Source organism: Streptomyces acidiscabies (assembly GCF_020010905.1).
GTDB classification, from domain to species: Bacteria; Actinomycetota; Actinomycetes; order Streptomycetales; family Streptomycetaceae; genus Streptomyces; species Streptomyces acidiscabies.
The window spans coordinates 4531156-4555247 of sequence record NZ_JAGJBY010000001.1; the positions used below are offsets into that span (position 1 = coordinate 4531156).

The window sequence follows — 24092 nt, forward strand, 5'->3', positions numbered from 1 at the left end:
TTCCCAGCATGAACGCGCGGTTGGCTTTGCTCGGCACGGTAGGTCCCGGCATCCCGGAGAGCGAAGTCTTCCGACTGGCCCTCCAGCACGCCGTGGCCGAGCTGGGCGCCCTCGGTGGCACGATCCACCTGCGCGGCCTCAAGTCCCCGCTGCGCCTGGTCTCCTCGACCGGCCTGCCGACCGCCCTCACCCGGACCTGGGAGATCATCGACCACAACGGCCCGCTGGCCCCCGCCCGAGCCCTGCACCGGGGCAGCGGCGTCTGGGACCCGCTCCCCGGCGACGCCACCGACCCCGCCTGGCCCGGCACCGGCCTCGCCGCCCTCCCGCTGTACCGGGGCGAGCACAGCATCGGCGCCCTCACCCTCCTCACCGGCGACTTTGGCCAGCCCACGGCCGCGCAGTGGTCGTACCTGCGCTCCCTCGTCTCCTGGGCCGAGGAACGCATGGGCCAGGCCCCGGCGCTCACCCACCGCCCGCGCGGCGAACAGCACGCTCGGCTGCGCCAGGCCCTCAAGGAGGCCCGGGTCGGCGCCTGGGACTGGGACCTCACCAGCGGCGCGCTGAGCTGGGACGAGGCGGCGATGGAGCTGTACGGCACGCGCCCCGCCGACTTCACCGGCCACATCGACAGCTGGATCCGCGTCGTCCACCCCGACGACCTCGCCCCCACCCTCACCCTCGCCGAACGCGCGGTCCGCGACCACGCCGTGTTCGAGGCCGAGTACCGGGTGCGCGCCCTGGACGGCGGCTGGAGCTGGACCCGTACGCGCGGCAAGGCGACGTACCACGCGGACGGCGAGCCGCACCGGCTCATCGGCATGGCCTGGGACAGCGACGACTCCCGGCCCGGCCGCGACGCCCTCGGCCGCGCCCTGCGGCACATGAGCGACGGCTTCCTCGCCGTCGACGACGACTGGCGGATCACCTTCGCCAACCTGGAGGCCGAGCGCACCCTCGGCCTCACCGAGGAGGAACTCTTCGGCCGCACCCTGTGGGACGTCCCCGCCGTCCGGTACGTCCCCGGCCTCGAACAGCGCTGCCGCAAGGCCGCCGCCGAGGAGAGACCCACCGAGTTCGACATCCACCCCAGCGACACGTGTCGCCGCTTCCACCTGCGCCTCGTCCCCGGACCCGACGGGCGCACGCTGTACTTCACCGACGTCACGGAGAAGCGCCGCCTCGCCGACGAACGCCGCGCGGGCGAGCGCGCCGCCTCCCAACGCGCCGCGCGCATCGCCGAGTTGACGGCCGCCCTCGCCAAGGCGACCACCTCCGCCGACGTCGTCGAGGCGGTCGCGCGCCGGGTGCTGCCGCCGTTCGCCGCCTCCGGACTGCTCGTCCAGGTCATCGAGGACGACCGGCTGCACAACGTCGGCGCCGTCGGCTACCCCGACACGTTCCTCGCCGAGGTCGAAGGCCGCCGCCGCGCCCCGCGCGACCCCTCCTGGGACGCCGTCACCCACGGCACCCCCCTGTTCCTGTCCACCGCCCGCGAACTCGTCGAGCGCTCACCCCAGTTGGCGGGCATGCCCGAGCGCGCCGGGAAAGCGGCGTGGGCGTTCCTGCCGCTCACCGCCTCCGGCAAGACCTTCGGGATCTGCGTCGTCGCCTTCGACCGGCCGCGCCGCCTCACCGACGAGGAACGCACCCTGCTGGCCACCATCAGCGCGCTCGTCGCCCAGGCCCTGGAGCGCGCCCGCCTCTACGACGCCGAGCACACCCGGTCCCGCGAACTCCAGCGCAGCCTCCTGCCGGACGCCCTGCCCGCCCTGCCCGCCTGCACCGCCGCCGCCCGCTACCTCCCCGCCGGCCAGGGCATGGACGTCGGCGGCGACTGGTACGACATCATCCCGCTCTCCGGCGGCCAGGTCGCCCTCGTCGTCGGCGACGTCATGGGCCACGGCCTGTCCGAGGCGGTCACCATGGGACGGCTCCGGACAGCCGTCCACACCCTCGCCGACCTGGAACTCCCGCCCGACGAGATCATGGGCCACCTCAACGACATCGTCGGCGCGATGGGCGAACGGTCGTACGTCACCTGCCTGTACGCCCTGTACGACTCCACCACCCAGACCTGTTCCATCGTCCGCGCCGGGCACCCGCCGCCCGCGCTGGTCCACCCGGACGGCACCGTCCACTTCCCGGACGAGGTCGTCGACCCGCCGCTCGGCGCCGCGAGGCCGCCCTTCGAGACCGTCGAACTCGCCGTCCCCGAAGGCAGCTTGCTCGTCCTGTACACCGACGGCCTCGTCGAGTCCGCGACCCGCGAGGTCGACCAGGGCATGGCCGACCTCGGACAGCTCCTGCGCACCGCGCACCGCGACGGCACCGCCGCCGACCTCGAAGCGCTCTGCGACCGCCTCACCGCCGAACTCCTTCCCGCCGACCAACAGGCCGCCGACGACGCCGCGTTCCTCGTCGCCCGGCTGCACGCGCTGCCCGCGGAGAAGATCGCGTCCTGGTCGCTGCCCGACGACCCCCGCGCCGCCGGACAAGCTCGCGGCTACGTCCGCGACCAGCTCACCGCCTGGCACCTCGACGACCTCATCCCCACCACCGAACTCCTCGTCAGCGAACTCGTCGGCAACGTCGTACGGCACGCGCGCGGCCCCGCCCGGCTGCGCCTCCTGCACGGCACCGACCTCGTCTGCGAGGTCTTCGACGGGAGCCTCACCATGCCGCGCATCCGGCGGGCCACCGACACCGACGAGGGGGGCCGGGGACTCCAGCTCGTCTCGGCGCTCGCGCACCGGTGGGGGACGCGGTACACGGCGACCGGCAAGTGCATCTGGACGGAGCAGCCCGTCGACGGCTCGGGGGTCCTCCCCGGGTTCGCCGACGCCGAGATACTCCCCGAGTTCGCGGATTTCGACGGTGACCTGGACAAACTGCCGTTCGGCGACGACTGGTAAGCACCCCTCGTCCGCTCAGTACGCTGACCCCATGCGCATCTCCGTCTCCTCCGACATGGACGAACCTGTCGCCCGCGCCCTCGTCGCCGAGCTGCGGGGACGCGGCCACGACGTGACCCCGTACGGCGCGCTGCGGGAAGGCGCCGACCCCCAGTGGGCGGTCTGCTCCGAGGCCGCCGCGCGGGACGTCGCCGAGGGACGCGCCGACCAGGCCGTCGTCTGCTGCTGGACCGGCACCGGCGCCTCCATCGCCGCGAACAAGGTCCCCGGGGTGCGCGCCGCCCTGTGCACCGACGCGTACACCGCCGACGGCGCCCGCCGCTGGAACGACGCCAACACCCTCGCCCTGAGCCTGCGCCTCACCTCCGAACCGCTCCTCAAGGAGATCCTGGACGCCTGGTTCACGGCCGAGGCCAGCGAGGACGCCGAGGACCGGGGGAACGTCGAGCACGTGGCACGGCTCGACCGGCGCTGACCTCAGGGACGTATTCGCACGACCGCCCGGCCCCCGTCCAGATCGACCGTCGTACGGTGCGGCGGCGCGCCGTCCCCCTCGTCGTCCCGCAGGACCAGCGACGACTGGCGTTCCTTCAGCTCGCTCTGCTTCCCCGGCGACAGCGCCGCGTGGAGCTGCTCGAAGCCGGTCGCCGAGATCTGGCCCTGGCGGGCGGAGTTGCGCCAGGGGAGGAATCCGGCGCGGCCCGCGCGCAGCAGGAGCTGATCGGTGAAGGCGATCGCGGTCAGGATGAGGACCAGCCCCGGCAGGGTCATGAAGACGACGAATTCCATGCCGCCCAGTATGGGTCAGCCCACTGACAACGACCCCACCGCGCGGTCGAAGTAGCGGCGTTCCGCGGGCTGTTCGGGTCGCAGGCCCCGGTTCGCGAGCGGGGCGAAGAGGCGCCCGTGGCGTTCGAGGAGGTCCCGCGACGGCCGGTCCGCGTCGACCGCGTCCTCGACGGTCACCAGCGGCAGCGACCGGTCCCCGGCGAGGACCGACACGGCCCACCGCTCGGTGCCGTCCTCGGCGAGCGGCAGCCGCCGGAACCCCACCCCGGTCACCTCGCCCCACGCGGCACGCCGCCGCGACCAGGGCCGCAGCACGGTCACCCCGGCCTCGTCGTACCGCACCGCGAACCGCCCGCGCAGCGCGAAGTGCAGGAGGAACGGCAGCCCCAGGCTGCCCGCGACCGCCGGTCCCACCGGATCCGCCCCGAACAGGCCGCTCACCCCGGCGACGGTCATGGCGACCCAGCTGAACACGGTCACCCCGATGAACCACTCCGTACGCAGCGGGCCTTCCAGCACCCGCACCCTGACATCCGTCACACGATCACCGTAACCGGACGACATGAACACGGGCATGAGTGTTCCTACTCAGAGCGGGCAGACGAATTCCTGGAGACCCGGCGACGCATCGATGCACCCGAAGAGCCGCACAGCAAGGGGCAGTTGGGGCCGGACGGGGCTCAGGGGTCACCGCACGGCATCCGGAGTCGACGCGGGGCGCACGGCCGGGGCGTCCGGCGCAGAGGCAGGGGCAGGGCGCCGGGGCGCGTGCGCCCTGGCCCGGTCCGGCACCGGGCGCCTACTGTGGCGCCACAGCCCTGCGGCGCGGGACCGGCGGGGCACCCCGCACGAGCCCCGGAGCCCCGGCAAGCCGCCCCGACCGGCCGGGCCCGTACACACCGGGTCCACGGCCACCGGCCTACGGGACACGGGCACCCGCGCGACAAGGCACCACCCGTGACACCGCACGCGAGGCGGCGCCGGCCGTCCCACGCCGCGAGCGCGCGTCGAGAGCATCTGGAGGCCGCTGTGTCCCGACCCCGCATCGCCCTGATCGCCGACCCCACGTCGCCCGAAGGCTGCCGGGACTACCTCGCCGAGGCCGTCGAACTGCTCACCGGAACCCCGCCCGTCCGCGTCGACTCACGGCACTTCGCGACCGGCGGCGCGGGCCGCGCCGTCCGCGACGGCGGCCGGTTACGGCTGCGGGTTCCCGAGGAGGGCCTCGACCTCGTCCCCGACGTCGTCGTCCTCTACGAGATCCCGCCGCACCGACGCGCCGAACTCGCCGGTTTCCAGCGGCTGCTGGAGGAGTGCGACGTCGTCACCCTCGGCACCGGCCCGGACGCCTGGCGCACCGCCACCGAGAAGAACCTGACCGTCGAGCGCTTCCGGCGCGACGGCGTCGCCCAGATGGACACGGTCGTCCTGTCCCGGCCGACCCGGGACGAAGCCCGGGACGCCTACGAGGAGTTGGGCGGCGACACCTGGGCCCGCCCGGTCGTGGGGACCGGCGGCAACGACACCTTCCACGTCAACAGCCTGGAGCGGCTAGCCGAGGCCGCCGCCTACTACGCCGGGCAGGACACCGACTGGCTGCTGTCGCGCGACGCGGGGAACGTCACCGCCGACGGCCTGCGCCACCAGTTCCGCGTCTTCGTCCTCGGCTCGCGGATCGTGCACGCCCGCGAGCACCTCCAGCCCGAGGACGACACGCCGTGCAACACCTGCCGGGGCGCGACCCCGGTGCACCTGGGGGCGCACGGACTGCCGCCCCGCCTCGCCGAACTGGCGATCGCGGCGACCGCCTCGGTGGGACTGCCGTTCGCCGGGGTCGACCTCGCGGTGGAGAACGGCGGCGTCGTCTTCGAGGTCAACGTGCAGCCCGCCTTCGTGGACGGCGAACTCCCGCTCGTCGCCGTCCCGTACATCGAGGCCCACCTCGAAGCCCACGCCCTGGCCACCGGCGCGCACCACGGCGCGACGCGGGTGCCGCTGGGGCGCGGCGACAGGCTCCCGTCCCGGTGACGTGACATGACGGCCGGAGCACCCGACCGACGTGCTCCGCCCTGACCGTCACCGGGACGGGGTCCAACCACCCTGACCTGCGGGGGAGTTGGACCGTACGGACACAACAAAGCGGCGCGGCCGGGGAGTCGACCCGGTCGCGCCGCCGCGTACGGAAAGCGCGCTGTGCAGAAAGGCCGTCAGTAGGGAAGCTGCCGACCCGACGGCGTCCGCAGGTCCTGCGGCTCCGGTCGGCGGGGTCCACGGGGATGCCTGTTCAACTGGATCCTCTTCACGTCCGCCTCCTCGTCCCCCGCAGCACGGTCCGGTTCGCGTCCCGTGCGCTCGGGCGTGTTGACCTTCTTGGGGCCGGTCATCCCCATCTGGCGGCCGGAATATGCCGATGGGCCGGAACGAATGTGTGCAGGTAGGGGGGCACGCACCGATGAGCATGCGCCGTCTCTCTTGACGTGTACTTGGCCAAGTGGGTTTATGGGAGCGCTCCCATCTTCTGTCCCTAGCCTGAACCTCTTGGCGCTCACTTACTGGAGCCGCAGTGAGAACACCCAGAGCCCTCTTCCGGAAAGTGCTGGCCGCTCTCCTTGGAGCCCTCCTGCTCGGCGCGCTGGCACCGGCCGCCGTCCAGGCAGCGGCGGCACCGCGCATCAAGGCGACCGGCCTGCACATCAGCAACGGCCGCCTGCTGGAGTCCAACGGGAACGATTTCGTGATGCGCGGCGTCAACCACGCGCACACCTGGTACCCGACCCGCCTGAACCAGTCCCTCGCCGATATCAAGGCGTTCGGGGCCAATACCGTCCGTGTCGTCCTCGCCGACGGCCACCGCTGGACCGCCAACACCGCCGCCGACGTCGGAGACGTCATCGCCCAGTGCAAGGCCAACCGCGTCATCTGCGTCCTCGAAGTCCACGACACCACCGGCTACGGCGAGGAGTCCGCCGCCGGCACCCTCGACCAGGCCGCCGACTACTGGATCAATCTCAAGAGCGTCCTCGCCGGACAAGAGGACTACATCGCCATCAACATCGGCAACGAGCCCTGGGGCAACACCAACCCCGACGGCTGGACCGCCCCCACCATCGCCGCGGTCAAGAAACTCCGCGCCGCCGGACTCCAGCACCTCCTCATGGTCGACGCCCCCAACTGGGGCCAGGACTGGCAGGGCGTCATGCGCGCCAACGCCCAGTCCGTGTACGCCGCCGACCCCACCGGCAACCTCATCTTCTCCATCCACATGTACAGCGTGTTCGACACCGCCGCCGAGATCACCGACTACCTCAACGCCTTCGTCACCGCGAAACTCCCTTTGTTGATAGGAGAGTTCGGCGGCCCCGCCGACCAGTACGGCGACCCCGACGAGGACACGATGATGGCGAGCGCGCAGCAGCTCAAGCTGGGCTACCTGGCCTGGAGCTGGAGCGGCAACACCGACCCGATCCTCGACCTCGCCCTCAACTTCGACGCGAAGAACCTGAGTTCGTGGGGCCAGCGGATCTTCAACGGCCCCAACGGCATCGTCAGTACGTCGAAGGAGGCGACCATCTTCGGCGGTGGCGGCCCCGGCGGCGACACCCAGGCGCCGACCGCCCCCGGCACGCCCACCGCCTCGGCGGTGACCGGGAGTTCGGCGACCCTGACCTGGGCCGCATCCTCCGACAACGTTGGCGTGAGCGCGTACGACGTCGTCCGGGTGAGCGGCACGACGGAGACGGCCGCCGCCGCGTCCACCACCAACTCGGCGACCGTGACCGGGCTTTCGGCCTCGACGGCGTACACGTTCGCGGTGTACGCCCGTGACGCGGCCGGGAACCGCTCCACCCGCTCCGGGACCGTGAACGTGACCACGGGCCCGCCCGCCCCCGGCCAGTCCTGCGCCGTCGGCTACCGGGCGGTGGGGGAGTGGTCCGGCGGATTCCAGGGCGAGATCGTCATCAAGAACACCTCCACGACCGTCATCAACGGCTGGACCCTCGGGTTCTCCTTCGCCGACGGGCAGACCGTCAGCAACATGTGGGGCGGCACGGCCACCCAGTCCGGGGGCGCCGTGACCGTGAAACCGGCCAGCTACACGGCCACCATCCCGGCGGCGGGCTCGGTGACCGTCGGATTCATCGCCAACAAGGGGGCCACGAACAGCGCACCGGCCACCTTCACCCTCAACGGCACGACCTGCGCCAAGAGTTGACGGACCCTCATGAAGGGCCGGGGCGAGCGCGGAACGCCCCGGCCCGCCCGGGTCAGTCCTTCGCGGACGCCTTCTTCTTCGCGGCGTCCTTCTCCGCCGGGGTCTTCTTACGGCCCCAGCGCGGCCTGAGCAGAGAGCGTTCCACCTTCTCCGAGGCGTCGTCGGAGGGCGTGTGGTCGCTCCACGACTCGTACTCGGCGAACGGGTCGTCAGCGGCTTGCCCCGCCGGGTTCGCGCGGCGCAGGGTCAGCGTGTCGGAGTCGGGGAGCGCCTGATCGGTGATCGTCGCGGGGAGCATGACGAGGGACGTCGCGCCCGACCGGGCGGCGGACGGCCGCAGTTGGACGCGGATGCCGTGGCGGTGGGCCAGCCGGCTCACCACGAAGAGGCCCATGTGCTGGGAGGCGGTCTCGTCGGCGGCCGGCGGATCGGCGAGCTTGCGGTTGATCGTCGCGAAGTCCTCGGGGCGCAGCCCGATGCCCTGGTCGTGGATCTCGACCATGACCCCGCCGTCCGGCAGCCGCGTCGCGAGGACCCGCACCGGCGCCTTCGCGGACGAGAACGACGTGGCGTTCTCCAGGAGTTCGGCCAGCAGGTGCACCAGGTCGGTGACGGCCGGGCCGCCGATCCCGACGTCCGGGACGCCCGCCAGCTCGATGCGCTCGTAGCTCTCCACCTCGGAGGAGGCCGCCCGCACCACGTCCACCAGGGGCAGCGGCCGGTCCCACAGCTGGCCGGGCCGCTCCCCGCCGAGGACGAGGAGGTTCTCCCCGTTGCGCCGTACCCGGGTGGCGAGGTGGTCGAGGCGGAAGAGGTTCTCCAGCTGCTGCGGGTCGGTCTCGTGGTCCTCCAGCTCGCCGATCAGCGCGAGCTGACGCTCGATCAGGGACTGGTTGCGGCGCGAGAGGTTGGTGAAGATGGCGTTCACCTGTCCCCGCAACCGGGCCTGGACGGCGGCGAGTCGGGCCGCCTCGCTGTGGACGTGGTCGAAGGCGCGGGCGACCTCCCCGATCTCGTCCGTGGAGGTGATCGGGATCGGCCGCACCCGGGGGTCGACGGTGTGCGGGTCGTTCTGCGACAACCGGCCGATCAGCTCGGGGAGTTGGTGCTCGGCGATGTCGATCGCGGAGGCGCTCAGGCTGCGCATGCCCTGGCTGGTGAGGCGGGCCATCCAGGCCGCGAACAGGAACGCCAGCAGGATCGCCGCCAGCACCGCCGCGCCGGTCACGATCGCGTCGTCGCGCGAATCGTCCGCGATGGCACGGGCGTTGATGAGCGCGCTGTCCACCAGCTGCACCTGGACGCTGCGGTAGGCGTCGAAACCGAGTGTGGACGACGCGAAGAACGACTCGGCGGTGATGCCCTCCCCGGCGAGTTCCCCGATCGACGCCCCCGAGGAGATCCGCTCGACCATCGTCGCGATCGTCGGCGGCGGCACGTACGTCCGCCCGGCGGCCCGCGCCTCGGCGGCGGCCTGCGCGTTGCGCTCCTGCCCGCGCGTCTGCGCCACAGCGAGGGCCTGCTGGAGACGGGTCGTGTCGTCGGGGGTACCGGCCGCCGCGTACTCGCGCAGTGCGACCTGTTCGAGATAGGCGTACGACCTGAACGCGGTGAGCTGGACGGCGAGTTCGTTCTGCGCGAGCTTGTCGCGGTCGCCGACGAGGAGGTGGGTGCCGATGGACCGGATCAGCGACTCGGCGGCCTGGGTGAGGGAGATCGCGTACAGGGAACGGCCGAAACTCGACTGGTTGGAGCGGCCGTAGCCCAACTCGTTGGAGATCTCCATCAAGGGGTGCTGGACGGCGTAGTAACTCTCCTCGGTCTGCACGCCCGTCGTCCGCGCGGTGAACGCGGCGGTCCGCACCTGCGGCAACTGCCGCTCCCCGGCCCGCACCAGAGCGACCCGGCGGATCAACCGGGTTTCCTGCGGCATCCGTTCGACCGCCTCGGCGAACGCCTTCGCGTCCGCGTCGGTCACCCTGCGTGCCTCGGCGACGACCGCCGCGTCCCGCTGACCGCTCAGCAACGGGACGACGGAGACGTCCCGTTCGTTGATCGCGTCGCTCGCGTACCGGCTGGCCACGCCCACGAGTTCGGCGACCCGGACCGCGTCGTCGGCGGCCCGCCAGGTGTCCAGCGAGTCCCGCACCCGGATCCCGCCGAGGACCAGGGTCACCAGCACCGGGAGCAGCAGCACGGCCCGCAGGCGCCTGGCCACCGGCCAGTTGCGGGTGAGTGACGTCCGCGCGGGCTTTTCCGCCGGCCCTCTCCGGGGCTCGGCCGCCGGGGCGTCGGCTGAGGTGTTCGGCAAGTGCGTCCCATTCGGTTCCGAGCCGTCACGCGTCCGGGCAGGGTGGGGCGGGGCTCGATCTGATCTGGCCAATTCTTAGCATCGAGCGATCGTCGATGTTCATCGTTCGGCCCAAGCCGTCCAAGTTTCACACAACCCGGTCGATCTTCACGACCTGCGTCACGCCGCCGGTCCGCTAACCGGAACGCAGCGCTCCCCACGTCGAACGGTCCACGGAGCCCGTCGCGTTCAGCCCCGCCGAGCTCTGGAAACTCCGTACCGCCGCCTCCGTGCCCGCCCCGTAACTGCCGCTCTCGCCGCCGATGTCGTATCCGTGCGCGACCAGCAGGCACTGTGCCTGCTGGACCTTCTTGCCGCTGTCGCCGGGCCCGACGGGGCCGTTGCCCGCGTAGTAGGAGCAACTCGCCGGCGGGGGCTCGGGGTCGGTGGACGGGGACTCGGCGCCCGGGGTGGTGCCGGGGTCGCTCGCCCCGGCGCTCGGGCCCGCCGAGGGGGTGGGGCCCGTCGATACGGTGCCCTCGTCGGCCGATCCGTCGGGCGTGGGCGCGCTGGGGCTGCCGCCCGGGGCGTCGGCGGGGTCCGAGGCCGAGCGGTCGCCGGAGATGGTCTTCGTGCCGCTCGGCTCGCGCGAGCCCGACGCGCCGGGACTCGGGGCGGTGCCGCCGGTGGTCACGACGCTGTTCCTCGGCGGGGCGGCGGAGGCGGGGGTGCCGGGGCGGGTCAGGACGAACGTACCGGCCGCGACCGCGCACAGGGAGACACCGGTGGTGGCGATGATGAGCCGCTTGCGGCGACGGCGGCCGGGACCGGGGAGGAGGGGGCGGGAGCCGCTTGAACTCCCGGCGGTGTCAGGTGAGTTGGCGTTACCTGGAGAGCCGGAGTCTCCTGCGGGCCCGGCTGCCTCCGAAGAGCCGGTGTTTTCCCGGGAGTTGGGGTCCGCCGCCGAGCCCGTTCCCTGCGATCCCGCCAACTCCCCGGGTTCCGCAGCCCCGTACGCCAGTGACCCCGGCGTCTGCGCCACCCCGCTGTCCGCGATCGGCGGGATCATGACGGCGTCGGGTGCCGGGCGGCTCAGCGGGCCCGGTGGGGGAGTCGAGCCGAGAGGCGGGCGGTGGCCGCGTGGGCGAAGGTGGGGGACCAGCGCCACCGGCATGTCGTGCAACACGTCGTAGGCCTGGCGCAGTTCACGCACCCGGGTGCCCAGCGGCTCGGGCCAGTCGGGCGAGGTGAGGTGCGCTGCGGCGGACTCCGTGAGCGCGGCCGGGGTGGGGCGCTCGGCGGGGTCCTTGGCGAGGCAAGACGCCAGCAGCGCGCCGAGGCCGGGGTCGGCGGCCGTCACCTGCGCGAGGACCTCCGCGTCGGGCTCCTCGAACGCCACGCGGTGCATGACGTCCACGCCCGTGCCGTCCCCGAACGGCGCCCGGCCCACGGCCGCGTAGATCAGCGTCCCGGCGAGCGAGAACACGTCGGACGCGGTGTCGCAGTGGCCGGTGCGCAGATACTCCGGGGACATGTACGCGGGCGTGCCGACCCGGTTGCCCGTACCGGTGATCGCGCTGACGTCGACCGCCTTGGCGATGCCGAAGTCGATGACGTGCGTACCCCGGTCGGAGAGCAGCACGTTGGACGGCTTCAGGTCGCGGTGCACGACGTGCGCCTCGGCCAACACGCCGAGCGCCTCGCCGAGTTCGGCAACGAGCCGCCACACGGCGGGAGTTGTGAGCGCGCCGTCCTCCCGGACCGCGTCGGCGAGGTCCAGCGACGGGATGTACTCCGTCGCCATCCACAGCAGTTCGGCCTCGAAGCCGGTGCCCCGTAAGCGCGGCGCGCGGGCGGTGCGGATCCGGTCGTGGACCAGGGCCTCGCGCTCGAACCGGCGGCGGAAACGGGGGTCTTCGGCGTACTCGGGCCTGATCACCTTCACCGCGAACAGCCCGGGCCCGTCGTCCGCGGAGCGCCCCAGGTACACCCGACCCATGCCGCCGCTGCCGAGCAGCGCGAGCGTCGCGTACGGACCGACGCGGTCCGGGTCGCCGAGCCGCAGCGGCTGCGCGCCGGTCAGCCGGAGGGCGCCGGCCTCGTTCGTCACCGGGCCAGGTGGGACCGGTCGCTGGTCTGACACAGATCAACCCCGAAGTGATGTTCGCCGTACGTCAGTTCGTCTCGGACGGGAAGTACGAGGCTAGCCCAGTACCGGCAGGTGACGCCGGTGATTGCGGGGATCGGATCAGGCCGGGGAGCGGGTCGGGAGCATGGCCCAGACGGTCTTGCCCACAGGCGTGCGTTTCGTCCACCCCCAGTGCTGCGACAGCGCCTCGACGATCCTGAGCCCCCGGCCGTGTTCGAGCAACGGGTCGACGGCCGACGGGTACACGGGCACGTCGTCGCTGCGGTCGGTGACGGCGCACATCAGGTGTGTACGGCGCAGGGTGAGCCTGACCCGTACGTCGCACGTATCCGCGTGCGGGAGGGCGTGCAGCACGGCGTTGGCGGCGAGTTCGGTGACGACCGCGACCGCGTCGTCCAGGCAGTGCTCCAACTCCCAGTCGTCCAGCGTGCGGTGGGTGAAGTCGCGGGCCTCGGCGAAGCCCTCCCGGCTGCCCGTGAGATCCAGGGTCGCGGACTTCGCGGCGGGGAACGGGGCGCGTGGCGGCACGGCTTCTCCCTGGTACGACGTCAGAACAGGGCTCTGGCACACCGGTTGTCGGCCTGTTTATTATCCACGGTGTCGAAGGCCCCGTGCAATTTCACGGGAAATTGCCCTCACCGCCTAGGAGGCAGCCGTGCCGGTGGAGAACGGAGTACGGGCGAGCTCGCTGGACGCCCGCTGGACCAAGAGCCGCCACAGCAACGCGACCGGCAACTGTGTGGAGGTCGCCGCCCTGCCCGGCGGTTCCGTCGCCCTGCGCAATTCCCGCGACCCCGACGGTCCCGCGCTGGTCTACACGCCGGACGAGATCGCGGCGTTCCTCGCGGGCGTGAAGGACGGGGAGTTCGACCACCTCCTGTGACGCGCATGTTCCAGGGGCATGTGCCACACGGCCCGGAGATGGGATAATCCGGTCGGGAAAGTGCCGTCCCGTCATGTGCCCGGCCCTGAGGAGTTCAGGATGCCCGCGGAGTCACCTCGCGTCTCCCGTCTAGAGCCGTATCTGAACCGGCAAGGCCCCGCGCCGACCCTGCTGAAGACCCTGGTCGGCCTGCAACTCGCCGGTATCCGCGAGGACTTGGGCCTCGCTCAGGAGGAGGCCGCCCGCGCCGCCGGGTTCAGCCCCGCGAAGCTCTCCCGCATCGAGTCCGGCAAGGGCCGCAGACCGCCCGCCGAGACCGACGTGCTGCTCCTGCTGCGGCTCTACGGCACTGACGCGTACGAGGCGTCCGTCCTGCTCCAACTCCTGCGCAGAGCAGGCGAACCCGGCTGGTGGCAGCGGTACGACAAGCGGCTCGTGCCCGAGTGGTTCGACCGGCTCGTCGGCCTCCAGGAGGGCGCGACCGCGATCCGCACCTTCGAGATCCAGTACGTGCCGGGCCTGTTGCAGACCCCCGCGTACGCCCGTGCCGTCGTCGAACGCGGACTGCCCCGCGCCCCCTCGCGCGAGGTCGAGCGCCGCGTCGACCTGCGCATGCGGCGCGCCCGGCTCCTGCACCGCGCCGACGCGCCCGCGCTGTGGGCGATCGTCGACGAGTCCGTGCTGCTGCGGGTGCTCGGCGGGCGGGACGTGATGCGGGAGGAGCTGGCCCACCTCGTCGAGATGGCCGGGCGGCCCCATGTCACCCTCCAGATCGTCCCGTTGGACGGCGCGGTCGCCTCCGCGCCGCCCCTGCCGGTGACCTACCTGCGCTTCGGCGGCGTCGACCTGCCCGACGTCGTCTACCTGGAGCACCTCGCCGGAGCGGTGTTCGTCGAGGCGCAGGAGGAGACCGAGGAGTACCGGGTGTCGCTCGACCGGTTGGCCGACCAGGCGCTCAACCCCCGTGAATCGCTGGCCCTGTTGAAGCAGGTGATGGAGGAGCGGTACCCGCGGTAGCCGGCCGGGCTCAGCCGGGGACCCGCGCCAGGCCGCCGAACTCGATCCACTCCAGGGTCTGTTGACGCGGCGCGACCTCCGTGTCCGGGCGCCAGCCGGAGACCTCCACCAGACCCGGCTCCAGGATCTCCAGCCCCGCGAACCACGCGGCGACGTCCCGCTCCTGCCGCACCCGGCCCCAATGCCCCTGCGTCGCCTGGTCCATGAAGTCCGTGACGAACTTCCGCACCTCCGCGTCCTCGCTGACGAGCTGGCACATCACCAGGAAGCTGCCGGGCGCGAGCCGCTCGACGACCCTCCGTACGACGGCCTCGGGGCCGTCCGCCCCGTCGTCCGGGATGCAGTGGAACACCGAGTTGAACAGCACGGCCACCGGCCGCGAGAAGTCGATCAGGCGCTCGGTGTCGGGGTGCGCGAAGATCTCCTCCGTGCGCCGCATGTCCGCGTGGATCACGGCCGTGCGCTCGTCCTCCTCCAGCAGCGCGCGGCCGTGCACGAGGACCATCGGGTCGTTGTCGACGTACACGACGTGCGCCGCCGGGTCGACGCGCTGGGCGACCTGGTGGACGTTGTCCTGCGTCGGCAGGCCCGAGCCGTGGTCCAGGAACTGGCGGACGCCGTACTCCCGCGCGAGCGTGCGGACCACCCGCTGGAGGAAGCGGCGGTTGTTCAGCGCGAGCGCGCGCGTGCTCGGGACGACCTTGTCGAGCTGCTCGCAGGCCGTCCGGTCCGCCGCGTAGTTGTCCTTGCCGCCCAGGTAGTGGTCGTACATCCGGGCCGCGGTGGGTACCGCCGCGTCGATGTCCATGGAGAGCCGTTCACCGGGCCGCATGCGTGTCCCCCCAGTCCTGCTCCGCCGGGGCGCGGAGGCGAACTCATCGTAGGGAAGCGGGAATCGGGGGCGCCAGGGGTTCGGGCGGGGTTCCCTCAGAGGGGGTGCGGTCGGCGTGCGGAGTGGTGTGTCACCCGAAAGTGGACTATTCGTCCAGTAGCTGGATGTGTAGTCTGGATGGCAGAGGCGAGGGAGGCGGACGATGGGAAGCGGGAGCAGGGATGCCGAGCGGGACGCGATTCTCGCGGCGCTGAGACCGGTCGTGGTCGGGCTCGTGGCGACGTTCGGGCCGGTGTGCGAAGCGGTGCTGCACGACTACCGGCGGCCCGAGCACTCGGTCGTGGCCGTCGCCGGTGAGGTGACCGGGCGCGTGGTGGGGGCCGCGATGAGCGAGATCGGGCTGCGGGTGCTCGCCGGGGGCGACGAGGCGTCGGACGACCTGAACTACGTGACGCGCACGGTCGGGGGGAAGCTGGTGAAGTCGTCCACGATGGTGCTGCGGGACTCGGGGGGTACGGTCTTCGGCGCGCTGTGCGTGAACGTGGACATCACCGAGGTCGCCAAGGTGCAGAACCTGCTCGGCGCGCTCGCCGGACCGGCCGTGTCGGTGCCCGAGACGCCGGTGACGACGTTCGAGCACGACATCGACTCGGTCGTCGACGTCCTGGTCGACACGCATCTTCCCGCCCGCGAGGGCACCTGGTCCGACCTCGACCGCCCGCGCCGGCTGGAGCTGTTCCGGAGCCTCGACGCGCGGGGGGTGTTCGCCGTCCGGCACTCCGTGGAGCAGGTCGCGTCCCGGCTCGGGATCTCGCGGGCCTCGGCGTACAGCTATCTGTCCCAGGCGCGAGCGGAAGCGTCTCACTGAATGCGCGGGAACGACTTGAGAGGTGGAGCACCCATGACGACCACAGACCTGCCGATCAGCTTCGACGACGTCCGTGAGGCGGCTGCCCGTCTCAAAGGGGTCGCGCACCGGACCCCTGTCCTGCGTTCGCGGACGCTGGACGAGCTGGTCGGTGCCGAGGTGTACCTGAAGTGCGAGAACTTCCAGCGGATCGGCGCGTTCAAGTTCCGGGGCGCCTACAACGCGGCGTCCCGGCTGACGCCGGAGCAGCTGGAGCGGGGGCTCGCCGCGTACTCCTCCGGCAACCACGCCCAGGCGGTCGCCCTCGCCGCGCGTGAACTCGGTACGACAGCCGTGATCCTCATGCCGGAGGACGCGCCGCGCTCCAAGATGGAGGCGACGGCCGGGTACGGCGCCGAGATCGTCACGTACGACCGGTACACCGGCGACCGCGAGGCCATCAGCGAGGCCCTCGCGGCGGAGCGTGGCCTGACCCTGATCCCGCCCTACAACCACCCCCACGTGATGGCGGGCCAGGGCACGGCCGCGCTCGAACTCCTCGAAGAGGTCGGCGAGCTGGACGCCCTCCTCGTGCCGGTCGGCGGCGGCGGACTGATCGCCGGGTGCGCCACCGCGGTGAAGGGGCTCTCCCCGGACACCCGGGTGATCGGCGTCGAACCCGAGGCCAGCGACGACACGAAGCGGTCCCTGGAGGCCGGCCACCGTGTCAGCGTCCCGATCCCGCGCACGATCGCCGACGGACAGGCACTGGACACGCCGGGGGATCTGACGTTCGCGGTGATCCAGCGCTTGGTGGACGCCGTGGAACTCGTCTCGGACGACGAGATCAGGACGGCGATGCGGTTCGCGTTCGAGCGGCTGAAGATCGTGGTGGAACCGAGCGGGGCGACTCCGCTGGCGGCGCTGCTCGCGGGGCGGGTGGAGGGGGCGTCCGGGAGGGTCGGGGTGATCGTGTCGGGCGGGAATGTGGATGCGGAGAGGTTCGCGGGGTTGTGCGGGGGAGGGGCGTGAAGGGACGTTCGCGTTGGTGACGCACCCTATTTGTACCCCCCTCCGTTCCCCCGAATGGCGGCCCCCACTGGACAGGCGGACCATGAAGACGTAAGGCCGGAAGGGAGGAGCGTCATGCTGGAGATGAAGACGCTCGACAAGCCCGACGAACGGCGCGATTTCCCGCGCGGTCACCTCGAAGCCGTCCACCTCACGGGGCTCGACTTCGCCGTGGCGACGTTCGAGCCGGGCTGGCGCTGGTCCGAGTCGGTGGCACCCCTCGCGGGCACGGACAGCTGCGAGATCCACCACAACGGTTACGTCGTCCAGGGCCGCATGCACATCCGGATGGACGACGGCGGCGAGGGCGAGGTCGGCCCCGGTGACGTGTTCGTCTGCCCGCCCGGGCACGACGCGTGGGTGGTGGGCGACGACCAGGTCATCGTGTACGACTTCGCGGGCTCGATGGCGAAGGAGTACGCGAAGGCGGACTAGCAGAGGGAGCGCAGAGGGAGGTCAGACCGGGAGCAACCGGCTCACCAGGTCGCCGAGTTGGCGGGCGGTGCGGCACTCGTGCATCGCGACCAGCTCGGCGTACTCGGGGGCGGCCGAGTCCCCCGTACCCCACAGCGAACGGGGCTCGGGGTTCAGCCAGTGCACGCGCCGCGCGCGTCCGGCGATCTCGCGGACCGCCGCGAGGTTCGGGTCGCTCATGTTGGTGCGGGCGTCGCCGAGGACGAAGACGGTGGTGCGCGGGGTCAGCGTGAGGCCGTACCGCTCGGCGAACTCGCCCAGCGCGGCGCCGTAGTCGCTGCTGCCGTGCCACCGCGTGAGGTCGGCCTCGGCCCGGATGACCGCACCGAGCCCCGCCGGGTCGGCGGCCCCGTGCCGCAGGAGGCCGGTCACCTCGTCGATCCGGTTGACGAACGCGAAGACACGGACCTTCGAGAACTGGTCGTGGAGGGCCTGCACGAGCAGCATCGTGAAGTCGGAGAACCCGGACACGGACCCCGACACATCGCAGAGCAGGACCAGTTCGGGCCGGACGGACCGCCGCCGGCGCAGCACCGGACGTACGGGAACCCCGCCCGTGGACAGCGAGGCCCGCAGCGTACGCCGCAGATCGATCGTCCCCCGCGAAGCACGCCGCCGCCGAGCCGCCAGCCGCGTCGCGAGCTTGCGCGCCAACGGCTGCACCGTACGCCGCAGTTCGGCGAGCCGATCGCGCCCGGCGTACAGAAAGTCCACCCGGTCCGCGCTGGGCGCCACCGCGCGCCGCGCGATCATCTCCCGCCCCCGCCGCTCGGCCACCCGGCGCCGCGCCTCGGCGGCCACCAGTGCGCGGAACTCCTCGATGCGCCGCCGGAGTTCGTCTTCGAGGAGCCGGTCGGCGAACCCCGTACCGGCACCCCGCGAGCGCACGTCGTCGCGGACCCGCGCCAACAGGGTCTGGGGACGCAGCCGTTCGAGGGTCTGGTGCGCCGACCACCCGTCCGACCCCGGCGAACGCCCGTACCCGCCAAGGGCGTCGACCGCCTCGACGGCCAACTGCCCCAGCGCCGCGTCGTCGTTGTCCGCGAGGGCCTCCGCGAGCCGCTCCCGCAGCGACTCCCGGTCGCCCGGCGCCTGCCCCGGCGCCCCGACGGAGCGCGGGAAGTACAGGTCGAAGACGGCGTCGAACACAGCCCGTTGCCCCGCCGTGTGCAGCAGGGTCGCCGCGAGCCCCTCCCGCAGCACCTCGCGGTCGTCGAAGCCGAGCACGGCCAGCGCCTCGGCCGCGTCGACGGTCTCGCCGGTCCCGACGGACACCCCGTGCTCGCGCAGCACGCCGACGAACCCGGCGAGCCGAGCGGCGACGTCGTTCACACCGCGTCCAGGTCGAGCTTGGCGGCGGCCTTCAGGATGTCGTCCTGGTGCTTGAGGACGACCCCGAGGGTCTCGCGCACGACGGTCTCGTCCAGCGTGTCCGCGCCGAGCGCGAGCAGCGTGCGCGCCCAGTCGACGGTCTCCGCGACCGAGGGCGCCTTGCGCAGGTCCATCGCCCGCAGCGCCCCCACGACCCGCACCACGGACGCGGCCAGCGCCTCCTCCACGCCGGGCACCTTCAGCCGGACGATCCGCCGCTCCAGATCCTCCTCCGGGAACCCGATATGGAGGAACAGGCAGCGCCGCCGCAGCGCCTCGGACAGCTCACGGCTGGCGTTGGAGGTGAGGACGACGAACGGCCGGTGCGTCGCGGTGACGGTCCCCAGCTCCGGGACGGTGACCTGGAAGTCGCTGAGCACCTCCAGGAGCAGCCCCTCCACCTCGACGTCCGCCTTGTCGGTCTCGTCGATCAGCAGCACCTTGCGCGCGTCCCCGCGGATCGCCGCCAGCAGAGGCCGGGGGAGGAGGAACTCCTCGCTGAAGATGTCGGTCCGCGCCTCGTCCCACGTCTGGTCGCGCCCGGCGCTGATCCGCAGCAACTGCTTCGCGTGGTTCCACTCGTACAGCGCGCGGGACTCGTCGATCCCCTCGTAGCACTGGAGCCGGACCAGTTCGGCGCCGCCCACCGCCGCGACCGCCTTCGCCAGCTCCGTCTTCCCGACCCCGGCCGGACCCTCGACGAGCAGCGGCTTGCCGAGGCGGTCGGCGAGGAAGACGGTCGTGGCGATCGCCGGGGAGGCGAGGTACCCGGCCTCGGCGAGGCGGGCGGAGACGTCGTCGACGGACGTGAACAAGGGGGCCTCCGGCAGGAGAGGCGGCACGGACGCTCCTATCTAAGCGCTTGTTCACCACCGTTGTCACTGCTTACCAGGATCACTTCCAGCGTCCGGGGCCCGTGCACACCCTCGACCCGGTCCAGCTCGATGTCACTCGTCGCCGACGGACCCGAGATCCAGGTCAACGGCCGCAAGGGGTCCAGCCGTTCGAGTGCCTGCGGTACGGAGGACACGACCTGATCCGGCACGCGGACGACGCAGATGTGGTGGTCGGGGATGAGGGTGATCCGGCGTCGTCCCTGGCCAGGACTGCCGTCCAGGACGATCGTGCCGGTCTCGGCGATGGCGAGAGCGCAGCCGGTGATCACGCTCTCGATCTTGTCGAGGTAGGCAGGCGTGTTGGCGGCGCGATCGTGGATGCGTACCGGGTCGGCGGAGGCCAGCCAGTGCGGAGGCAGGCCGGGAGGCACCAGGACATGTTCGGAACCCCGCGCGGAGAGCAGTCGCATGATCAGATCGTCGAGTTCTTGCTCTTCCGTCCGGTGCACGATCGCCCGATAATCCGCCAGATTCTCCGCCAGCAGCTCGACACACTCCGCCGGACTCAGCCCCCCGTGCTCCCGCAGATACCCCCGCTCCACCGGCGCATCGTCACGCGGCACATCCGCCAGTGCGCGACGCACTCGCCCCAACACCCGTTCCCTGCTGCTCACTTCGCGCCCCCTCGGGTCCGCTGCCACCAGTCACGGAACGGCTCGACGGGAACCGTCGGCAGATCCCGCGTCCCGCTCCACGCCTTGCCGGGCCCGGGCAGCGTCCGGGGATGGAACCGCCGGCTCCGCGAAGCGACCCGCTGCCCCGCCCGCAGCGCACCGGCCCGCCCGAAGGCCCACCCCGCCGCCCGCATCGCGGCCCGCTCGGCGGCATGCCCCTTCGCGGGCTTCAGCACGACCCGGTTCCCCTCCCGCACGACCGGCCCGCCCTGCACGACCCGCTCCCGCAGATGCACCAGCACCTCGGGGATGTCGATGGCGACCGGGCACACCTCGTAACAGGCCCCGCACAACGACGACGCGTACGGCAGCGAGGCGTCGATCTCGCTTGCCGTGCCCCGGAGTTGGGGACTGAGGATCGCGCCGATCGGCCCCGGATACACCGAGCCGTAGGCGTGCCCCCCGGCCCGCTCGTACACCGGGCACACGTTCAGGCACGCCGAGCAGCGGATGCACCGCAGCGCCTGCCGTCCGACCTCGTCGGCGAGGGTGTCGCTGCGCCCGTTGTCCAGCAGGACGAGGTGGAAGACGCGCGGCCCGTCGCCGTCCGTCGTACCCGTCCAGGTACTCGTGTACGGGTTCATGCGCTCGGCCGTCGACGAACGCGGCAGGGTCTGGAGGAAGACCTCCAGGTCCTGCCAGGTCGGGACGATCTTCTCGATGCCGACGACCGAGATCAGCGTCTCGGGGAGGGTCAGGCACATCCGGCCGTTGCCCTCGGACTCGACGACGACGAGAGTGCCGGTGTCGGCGACCATGAAGTTCGCGCCGGAGACGCCGACCTTGGCCCGCAGGAACTTCTCCCGCAGGTGCAGCCGGGCCGCCTCGGCGAGTTCGGCGGGCGTGTCGGTGAGGCCCTCGGGCGCCGGGCGGCCCCACTCGCTCATCTCGGCGCGGAAGATGTCCCGGATCTCACCCCGGTTGCGGTGGATCGCCGGGACGAGGATGTGCGAGGGCCGGTCCTTGCCCAACTGGACGATCAGCTCGGCGAGATCGGTCTCGTACGCGTGGATGCCCTCCGCTTCGAGCGCCTCGTTGAGGCCGATCTCCTGCGTGGCCATCGACTTGACCTTGACGACCTCCGACTCGCCGGTCTCCTTGACCAGTTGGGTGACGATCCGGTTCGCCTCGTCGGCGTCGGCCGCCCAGTGCACGGTGCCACCCGCAGCCTGGACCGACTCCTCCAACTGGACGAGATACCGGTCGAGATGGCGCAGCGTGTGGTCCTTGATCTGCTTGCCCGCCTCGCGCAGCTCGGCCCAGTCCGACACCTCGGCGACGGCCTTGGCGCGCTTGGCGCGGATCGTGTGCGTGGCGTGGCGCAGGTTCCCGCGCAGGGTCGCGTTGCCGACGGCCTCCTTCGCGGCCACCGGGAACGCCGGCATCCCTACGAACGTTCCACTCATACGGCGGGTTCCTCCTCCGTGCTCGCCAGGATCTCCGCGATGTGCACCGGCCGCATGCCGGTCTTCAGCCGGGTCATCGTCCCCCCGATGTGCATGAGACACGAGTTGTCGGCGGCGCACAGCACCTCCGCGCCGGTCGACGCGGCGTTGCGGACCTTGTCCGCGCCCATCGCCGCCGAGACGTCGGAGTTCTTCATCGCGAAGGTCCCCCCGAACCCGCAGCACTCCTCCGCCCCCGGCAGCTCCACCAGCTCAAGTCCCTTGACGGCCTTGAGGAGTTGGTACGGCCGCCCGCCGAGCCCGAGGCTGCGCAGCCCGTGGCAGGTCGGGTGGTAGGTCACCGTGTGCGGGTAGTAGGCCCCCACGTCGGTCACCCCCAGCACGTCCACCAGGAACTCCGTCAGCTCGTACGTCTTCGGCACGACCGGCGCGAGCACGGTGGCCAGCGAGTCGCCCCGGCCCTCCGCCCGCGCCCGCTCGCCCATCCGGGGATACAGCTCCCGCACCATCGCCCCGCACGACCCGGACGGGGTGACGATCGCGTCGTACCCCCCGAAGACATCGGAGAACTTCCGGGCCAGCGGTTCCGCCTGATGCCGGTACCCGGTGTTGTAGTGGGCCTGCCCGCAGCACGTCTGCGCCATCGGGAAGTCCACGTCGACGCCCAGCCTGGACAGGAGCTTCACCACGGCCCGGCCGGTGTCCGGATACAGCGTGTCGTTGACACAGGTCAGGAACAGAGCGACACGCATCGCAGCTCCTCGGGGTCAGTCATCGGATGAGTGCAGGGTAGTCGGAGACGGGGCGGGAGGGGAGAAGGGGTGGGGTGCGGTCCTGAGGATGCGCACCCCACCCGGTCTGCGGGAGTGCCCCTCACCGCCCCCCGAGCCGCTCCTGCGCCTCGCGCCACCGGTCCGTTCCCCCCTGGGGCTCGTACCGGGTGAGCGGCAGGCTCTGGACCAGCAGGCGCCGCATGTCGGCCCGGTCGCCGACCAGGCCGTGCGCCCGCGCCTGCACCAGCACGTTCCCCAGCGCGGCGGCCTCGGTCGGCCCCGCCACGACCGGCAACCCGCAGGCGTCGGCGGTCAGTTGGCACAGCAGCGCGTTACGCGTCCCGCCGCCCACGATGTGGACGACGTCGACGGGGTGATCGGCGAGCCGCTGGGCGTCCTCGATCGCCCGGCGATGGGCGAGGGCCAGGGAGTCGAGGATGCACCGGGTGATCTCGCCCCGCGCCTGAGGAACCGGCTGCCCCGACGCCCGGCACGCCTCGGCGATCCGCTCCGGCATCCGCCCCGGCGCGAGGAACGCCGCGTCTCCCGCGTCCACCACCGACCGCAGCGCCGGCGCGGCGGCGGCCTCCCGCAGAAGGAGCCCCAAGTCCGGCTCGCCCCAGGCCCGTACGCACTCCTGGAGCAGCCACAGCCCCATGATGTTGCGCAGGTAGCGGACCGTGCCGTCGATCCCCAGCTCGTTGGTGAAGTTCGCGGCCCGGCTCTCCTCCGTGAGGACCGGCGCGTCCAGCTCCAGACCGGCCAGCGACCAGGTCCCCGTGCTGATGTACGCGAACCGCTCGCTCCCGGCGGGGACGGCGGCCACGGCGGAGGCGGTGTCGTGCGAGGCGACGGCCGTCACCGGGACGGGGCCGGTGAGCCCCGTCTCCTCCAGCACGGCGGGCAGCAACTCCCCGGCACGGTCGCCGGGTTGCCGCAGCGGCGCGAACAACTCCAGGTCGATGCCGACGCGTTCGGCGACCTCGCGAGACCAGCCCCGGGTCCGGGGATCGATCAGCTGGGTCGTCGACGCGTTGGTCAGCTCGGTGCCCTGCTCGCCGGTCAGCCAGTACGTCAGCAGGTCGGGGATGAGCAACAGGCGTTCAGCGCCTCGGAGTCGCTCGGCGGCAAGCTGGTACAGCGTGTTGAAGGGCGCGTACTGCAACCCGGTCGCCGCATACAGCTCCGCCGCCGGAACCGACGCCCACACCTTCTCCGCGACCCCCTCCGTACGGGAGTCCCGGTAGTGCACGGGGTTGCCGAGCAGCACCCCGTCGGCGTCCAGCAGCCCGTAGTCCACGGCCCAGCTGTCGATGCCGACGGAGTCGACCTGACCGACCGTGCGCAGCCCGTCCAACACCCCGGCGTACAGGGCGAGTACGTCCCACCGCAGCCCCTCCGGAAGCCGCACCGGCCGGTTGGCGAACCGGTGCACCTCCGTCAGCTCCAGCGAGTCGGGGCTCACGCGGCCGGCCATCACACGTCCACTGGA

The 24092-nt window shown here is 72.1% G+C and carries 21 protein-coding genes; 9 read left to right on the plus strand and 12 right to left on the minus strand.

The window, feature by feature from the left end; translation table 11 throughout:
- Positions 1 to 8: 8 nt before the first annotated feature.
- On the plus strand, positions 9 to 2915 hold the full coding sequence (locus J8M50_RS20890; RefSeq protein WP_010353701.1) for an ATP-binding SpoIIE family protein phosphatase: 2907 nt from the start codon (positions 9 to 11) through the stop codon (positions 2913 to 2915).
- Between the two features lie 31 nt (positions 2916 to 2946).
- Positions 2947 to 3390 (plus strand): RpiB/LacA/LacB family sugar-phosphate isomerase, encoded by a 444-nt coding sequence (locus J8M50_RS20895; protein WP_010353700.1) that lies wholly within the window; start codon positions 2947 to 2949, stop codon positions 3388 to 3390.
- Between the two features lie 2 nt (positions 3391 to 3392).
- On the opposite strand, the gene J8M50_RS20900 is transcribed toward J8M50_RS20895, so the two are convergent.
- Positions 3393 to 3704 carry a DUF6191 domain-containing protein gene (locus J8M50_RS20900; RefSeq protein WP_010353699.1) on the minus strand — a complete coding sequence of 104 codons (312 nt, stop codon included), beginning with the start codon at positions 3702 to 3704 and terminating at the stop codon, positions 3393 to 3395.
- Between the two features lie 15 nt (positions 3705 to 3719).
- Positions 3720 to 4244, minus strand: a complete 525-nt coding sequence (locus J8M50_RS20905) for a hypothetical protein (RefSeq protein ID WP_141655584.1) — start codon at positions 4242 to 4244, stop codon at positions 3720 to 3722.
- 489 nt (positions 4245 to 4733) lie between these two features.
- On the opposite strand from J8M50_RS20905, the gene J8M50_RS20910 reads away from it, so the two are divergent.
- Both J8M50_RS20910 and J8M50_RS20915 read left to right on the plus strand, forming a co-directional pair.
- Positions 4734 to 5732: an ATP-grasp domain-containing protein gene (locus J8M50_RS20910; RefSeq protein ID WP_010353697.1), complete on the plus strand. Its 999-nt coding sequence runs from the start codon at positions 4734 to 4736 to the stop codon at positions 5730 to 5732.
- A 535-nt stretch (positions 5733 to 6267) separates the two neighbouring features.
- Complete coding sequence (locus J8M50_RS20915; protein WP_029183854.1) at positions 6268 to 7917, plus strand: cellulase family glycosylhydrolase; 1650 nt, start codon at positions 6268 to 6270, stop codon at positions 7915 to 7917.
- Positions 7918 to 7969: 52 nt separating this feature from the next.
- Here the strand turns inward: J8M50_RS20915 and J8M50_RS20920 are convergent, their stop codons facing one another.
- The 3 genes from J8M50_RS20920 to J8M50_RS20930 all read right to left on the minus strand — a co-directional run bounded on the left by J8M50_RS20920 (position 7970) and on the right by J8M50_RS20930 (position 12884).
- The gene (locus tag J8M50_RS20920; RefSeq protein ID WP_306045093.1) at positions 7970 to 10228 is read right to left on the minus strand and encodes a sensor histidine kinase; all 2259 of its coding nucleotides are present in this window, start codon (positions 10226 to 10228) and stop codon (positions 7970 to 7972) included.
- A 175-nt stretch (positions 10229 to 10403) separates the two neighbouring features.
- Positions 10404 to 12317 (minus strand): serine/threonine-protein kinase, encoded by a 1914-nt coding sequence (locus tag J8M50_RS20925; protein WP_010353694.1) that lies wholly within the window; start codon positions 12315 to 12317, stop codon positions 10404 to 10406.
- A 138-nt stretch (positions 12318 to 12455) separates the two neighbouring features.
- Positions 12456 to 12884 carry an ATP-binding protein gene (locus J8M50_RS20930; protein WP_010353693.1) on the minus strand — a complete coding sequence of 143 codons (429 nt, stop codon included), beginning with the start codon at positions 12882 to 12884 and terminating at the stop codon, positions 12456 to 12458.
- A 133-nt stretch (positions 12885 to 13017) separates the two neighbouring features.
- Between J8M50_RS20930 and J8M50_RS20935 the strand changes: the two genes are divergently transcribed.
- Complete coding sequence (locus J8M50_RS20935) at positions 13018 to 13239, plus strand: DUF397 domain-containing protein (RefSeq protein ID WP_040836453.1); 222 nt, start codon at positions 13018 to 13020, stop codon at positions 13237 to 13239.
- Between the two features lie 99 nt (positions 13240 to 13338).
- Positions 13339 to 14256, plus strand: a complete 918-nt coding sequence (locus tag J8M50_RS20940) for a helix-turn-helix domain-containing protein (RefSeq protein WP_010353691.1) — start codon at positions 13339 to 13341, stop codon at positions 14254 to 14256.
- 10 nt (positions 14257 to 14266) lie between these two features.
- Here J8M50_RS20940 and J8M50_RS20945 read toward each other — a convergent pair whose 3' ends face one another.
- On the minus strand, positions 14267 to 15088 hold the full coding sequence (locus tag J8M50_RS20945) for an SAM-dependent methyltransferase (protein ID WP_010353690.1): 822 nt from the start codon (positions 15086 to 15088) through the stop codon (positions 14267 to 14269).
- Between the two features lie 202 nt (positions 15089 to 15290).
- Between J8M50_RS20945 and J8M50_RS20950 the strand changes: the two genes are divergently transcribed.
- From J8M50_RS20950 to J8M50_RS20960, 3 genes are all read left to right on the plus strand, one after another.
- Positions 15291 to 15956 carry a helix-turn-helix transcriptional regulator gene (locus tag J8M50_RS20950; RefSeq protein WP_010353689.1) on the plus strand — a complete coding sequence of 222 codons (666 nt, stop codon included), beginning with the start codon at positions 15291 to 15293 and terminating at the stop codon, positions 15954 to 15956.
- A gap of 33 nt (positions 15957 to 15989) precedes the next feature.
- Positions 15990 to 16967, plus strand: coding sequence for a threo-3-hydroxy-L-aspartate ammonia-lyase (locus tag J8M50_RS20955; protein WP_010353688.1), 978 nt, complete (start codon positions 15990 to 15992; stop codon positions 16965 to 16967).
- Positions 16968 to 17081: 114 nt separating this feature from the next.
- Positions 17082 to 17441: a cupin domain-containing protein gene (locus J8M50_RS20960; RefSeq protein WP_010353687.1), complete on the plus strand. Its 360-nt coding sequence runs from the start codon at positions 17082 to 17084 to the stop codon at positions 17439 to 17441.
- Positions 17442 to 17462: 21 nt separating this feature from the next.
- Here the strand turns inward: J8M50_RS20960 and J8M50_RS20965 are convergent, their stop codons facing one another.
- From J8M50_RS20965 to J8M50_RS20990, 6 genes are all read right to left on the minus strand, one after another.
- Positions 17463 to 18812 (minus strand): vWA domain-containing protein, encoded by a 1350-nt coding sequence (locus J8M50_RS20965; protein WP_010353686.1) that lies wholly within the window; start codon positions 18810 to 18812, stop codon positions 17463 to 17465.
- Positions 18809 to 19666, minus strand: coding sequence for an AAA family ATPase (locus tag J8M50_RS20970; RefSeq protein WP_029183853.1), 858 nt, complete (start codon positions 19664 to 19666; stop codon positions 18809 to 18811). The genes J8M50_RS20965 and J8M50_RS20970 overlap by 4 nt, the downstream gene beginning before the upstream one ends.
- 35 nt (positions 19667 to 19701) lie before the next feature.
- Entirely contained in the window at positions 19702 to 20361 is a 660-nt protein-coding gene (locus tag J8M50_RS20975; protein ID WP_029183852.1) for a LutC/YkgG family protein, read from the minus strand.
- The gene (locus J8M50_RS20980; RefSeq protein ID WP_029183851.1) at positions 20358 to 21827 is read right to left on the minus strand and encodes a LutB/LldF family L-lactate oxidation iron-sulfur protein; all 1470 of its coding nucleotides are present in this window, start codon (positions 21825 to 21827) and stop codon (positions 20358 to 20360) included. Before J8M50_RS20980 ends, J8M50_RS20975 begins: the two co-directional genes overlap by 4 nt.
- Positions 21824 to 22579, minus strand: coding sequence for a (Fe-S)-binding protein (locus tag J8M50_RS20985; RefSeq protein ID WP_010353682.1), 756 nt, complete (start codon positions 22577 to 22579; stop codon positions 21824 to 21826). The genes J8M50_RS20980 and J8M50_RS20985 overlap by 4 nt, the downstream gene beginning before the upstream one ends.
- 121 nt (positions 22580 to 22700) lie before the next feature.
- Entirely contained in the window at positions 22701 to 24077 is a 1377-nt protein-coding gene (locus tag J8M50_RS20990; RefSeq protein WP_010353681.1) for a rhamnulokinase, read from the minus strand.
- Between the last annotated feature and the right edge of the window lie 15 nt (positions 24078 to 24092).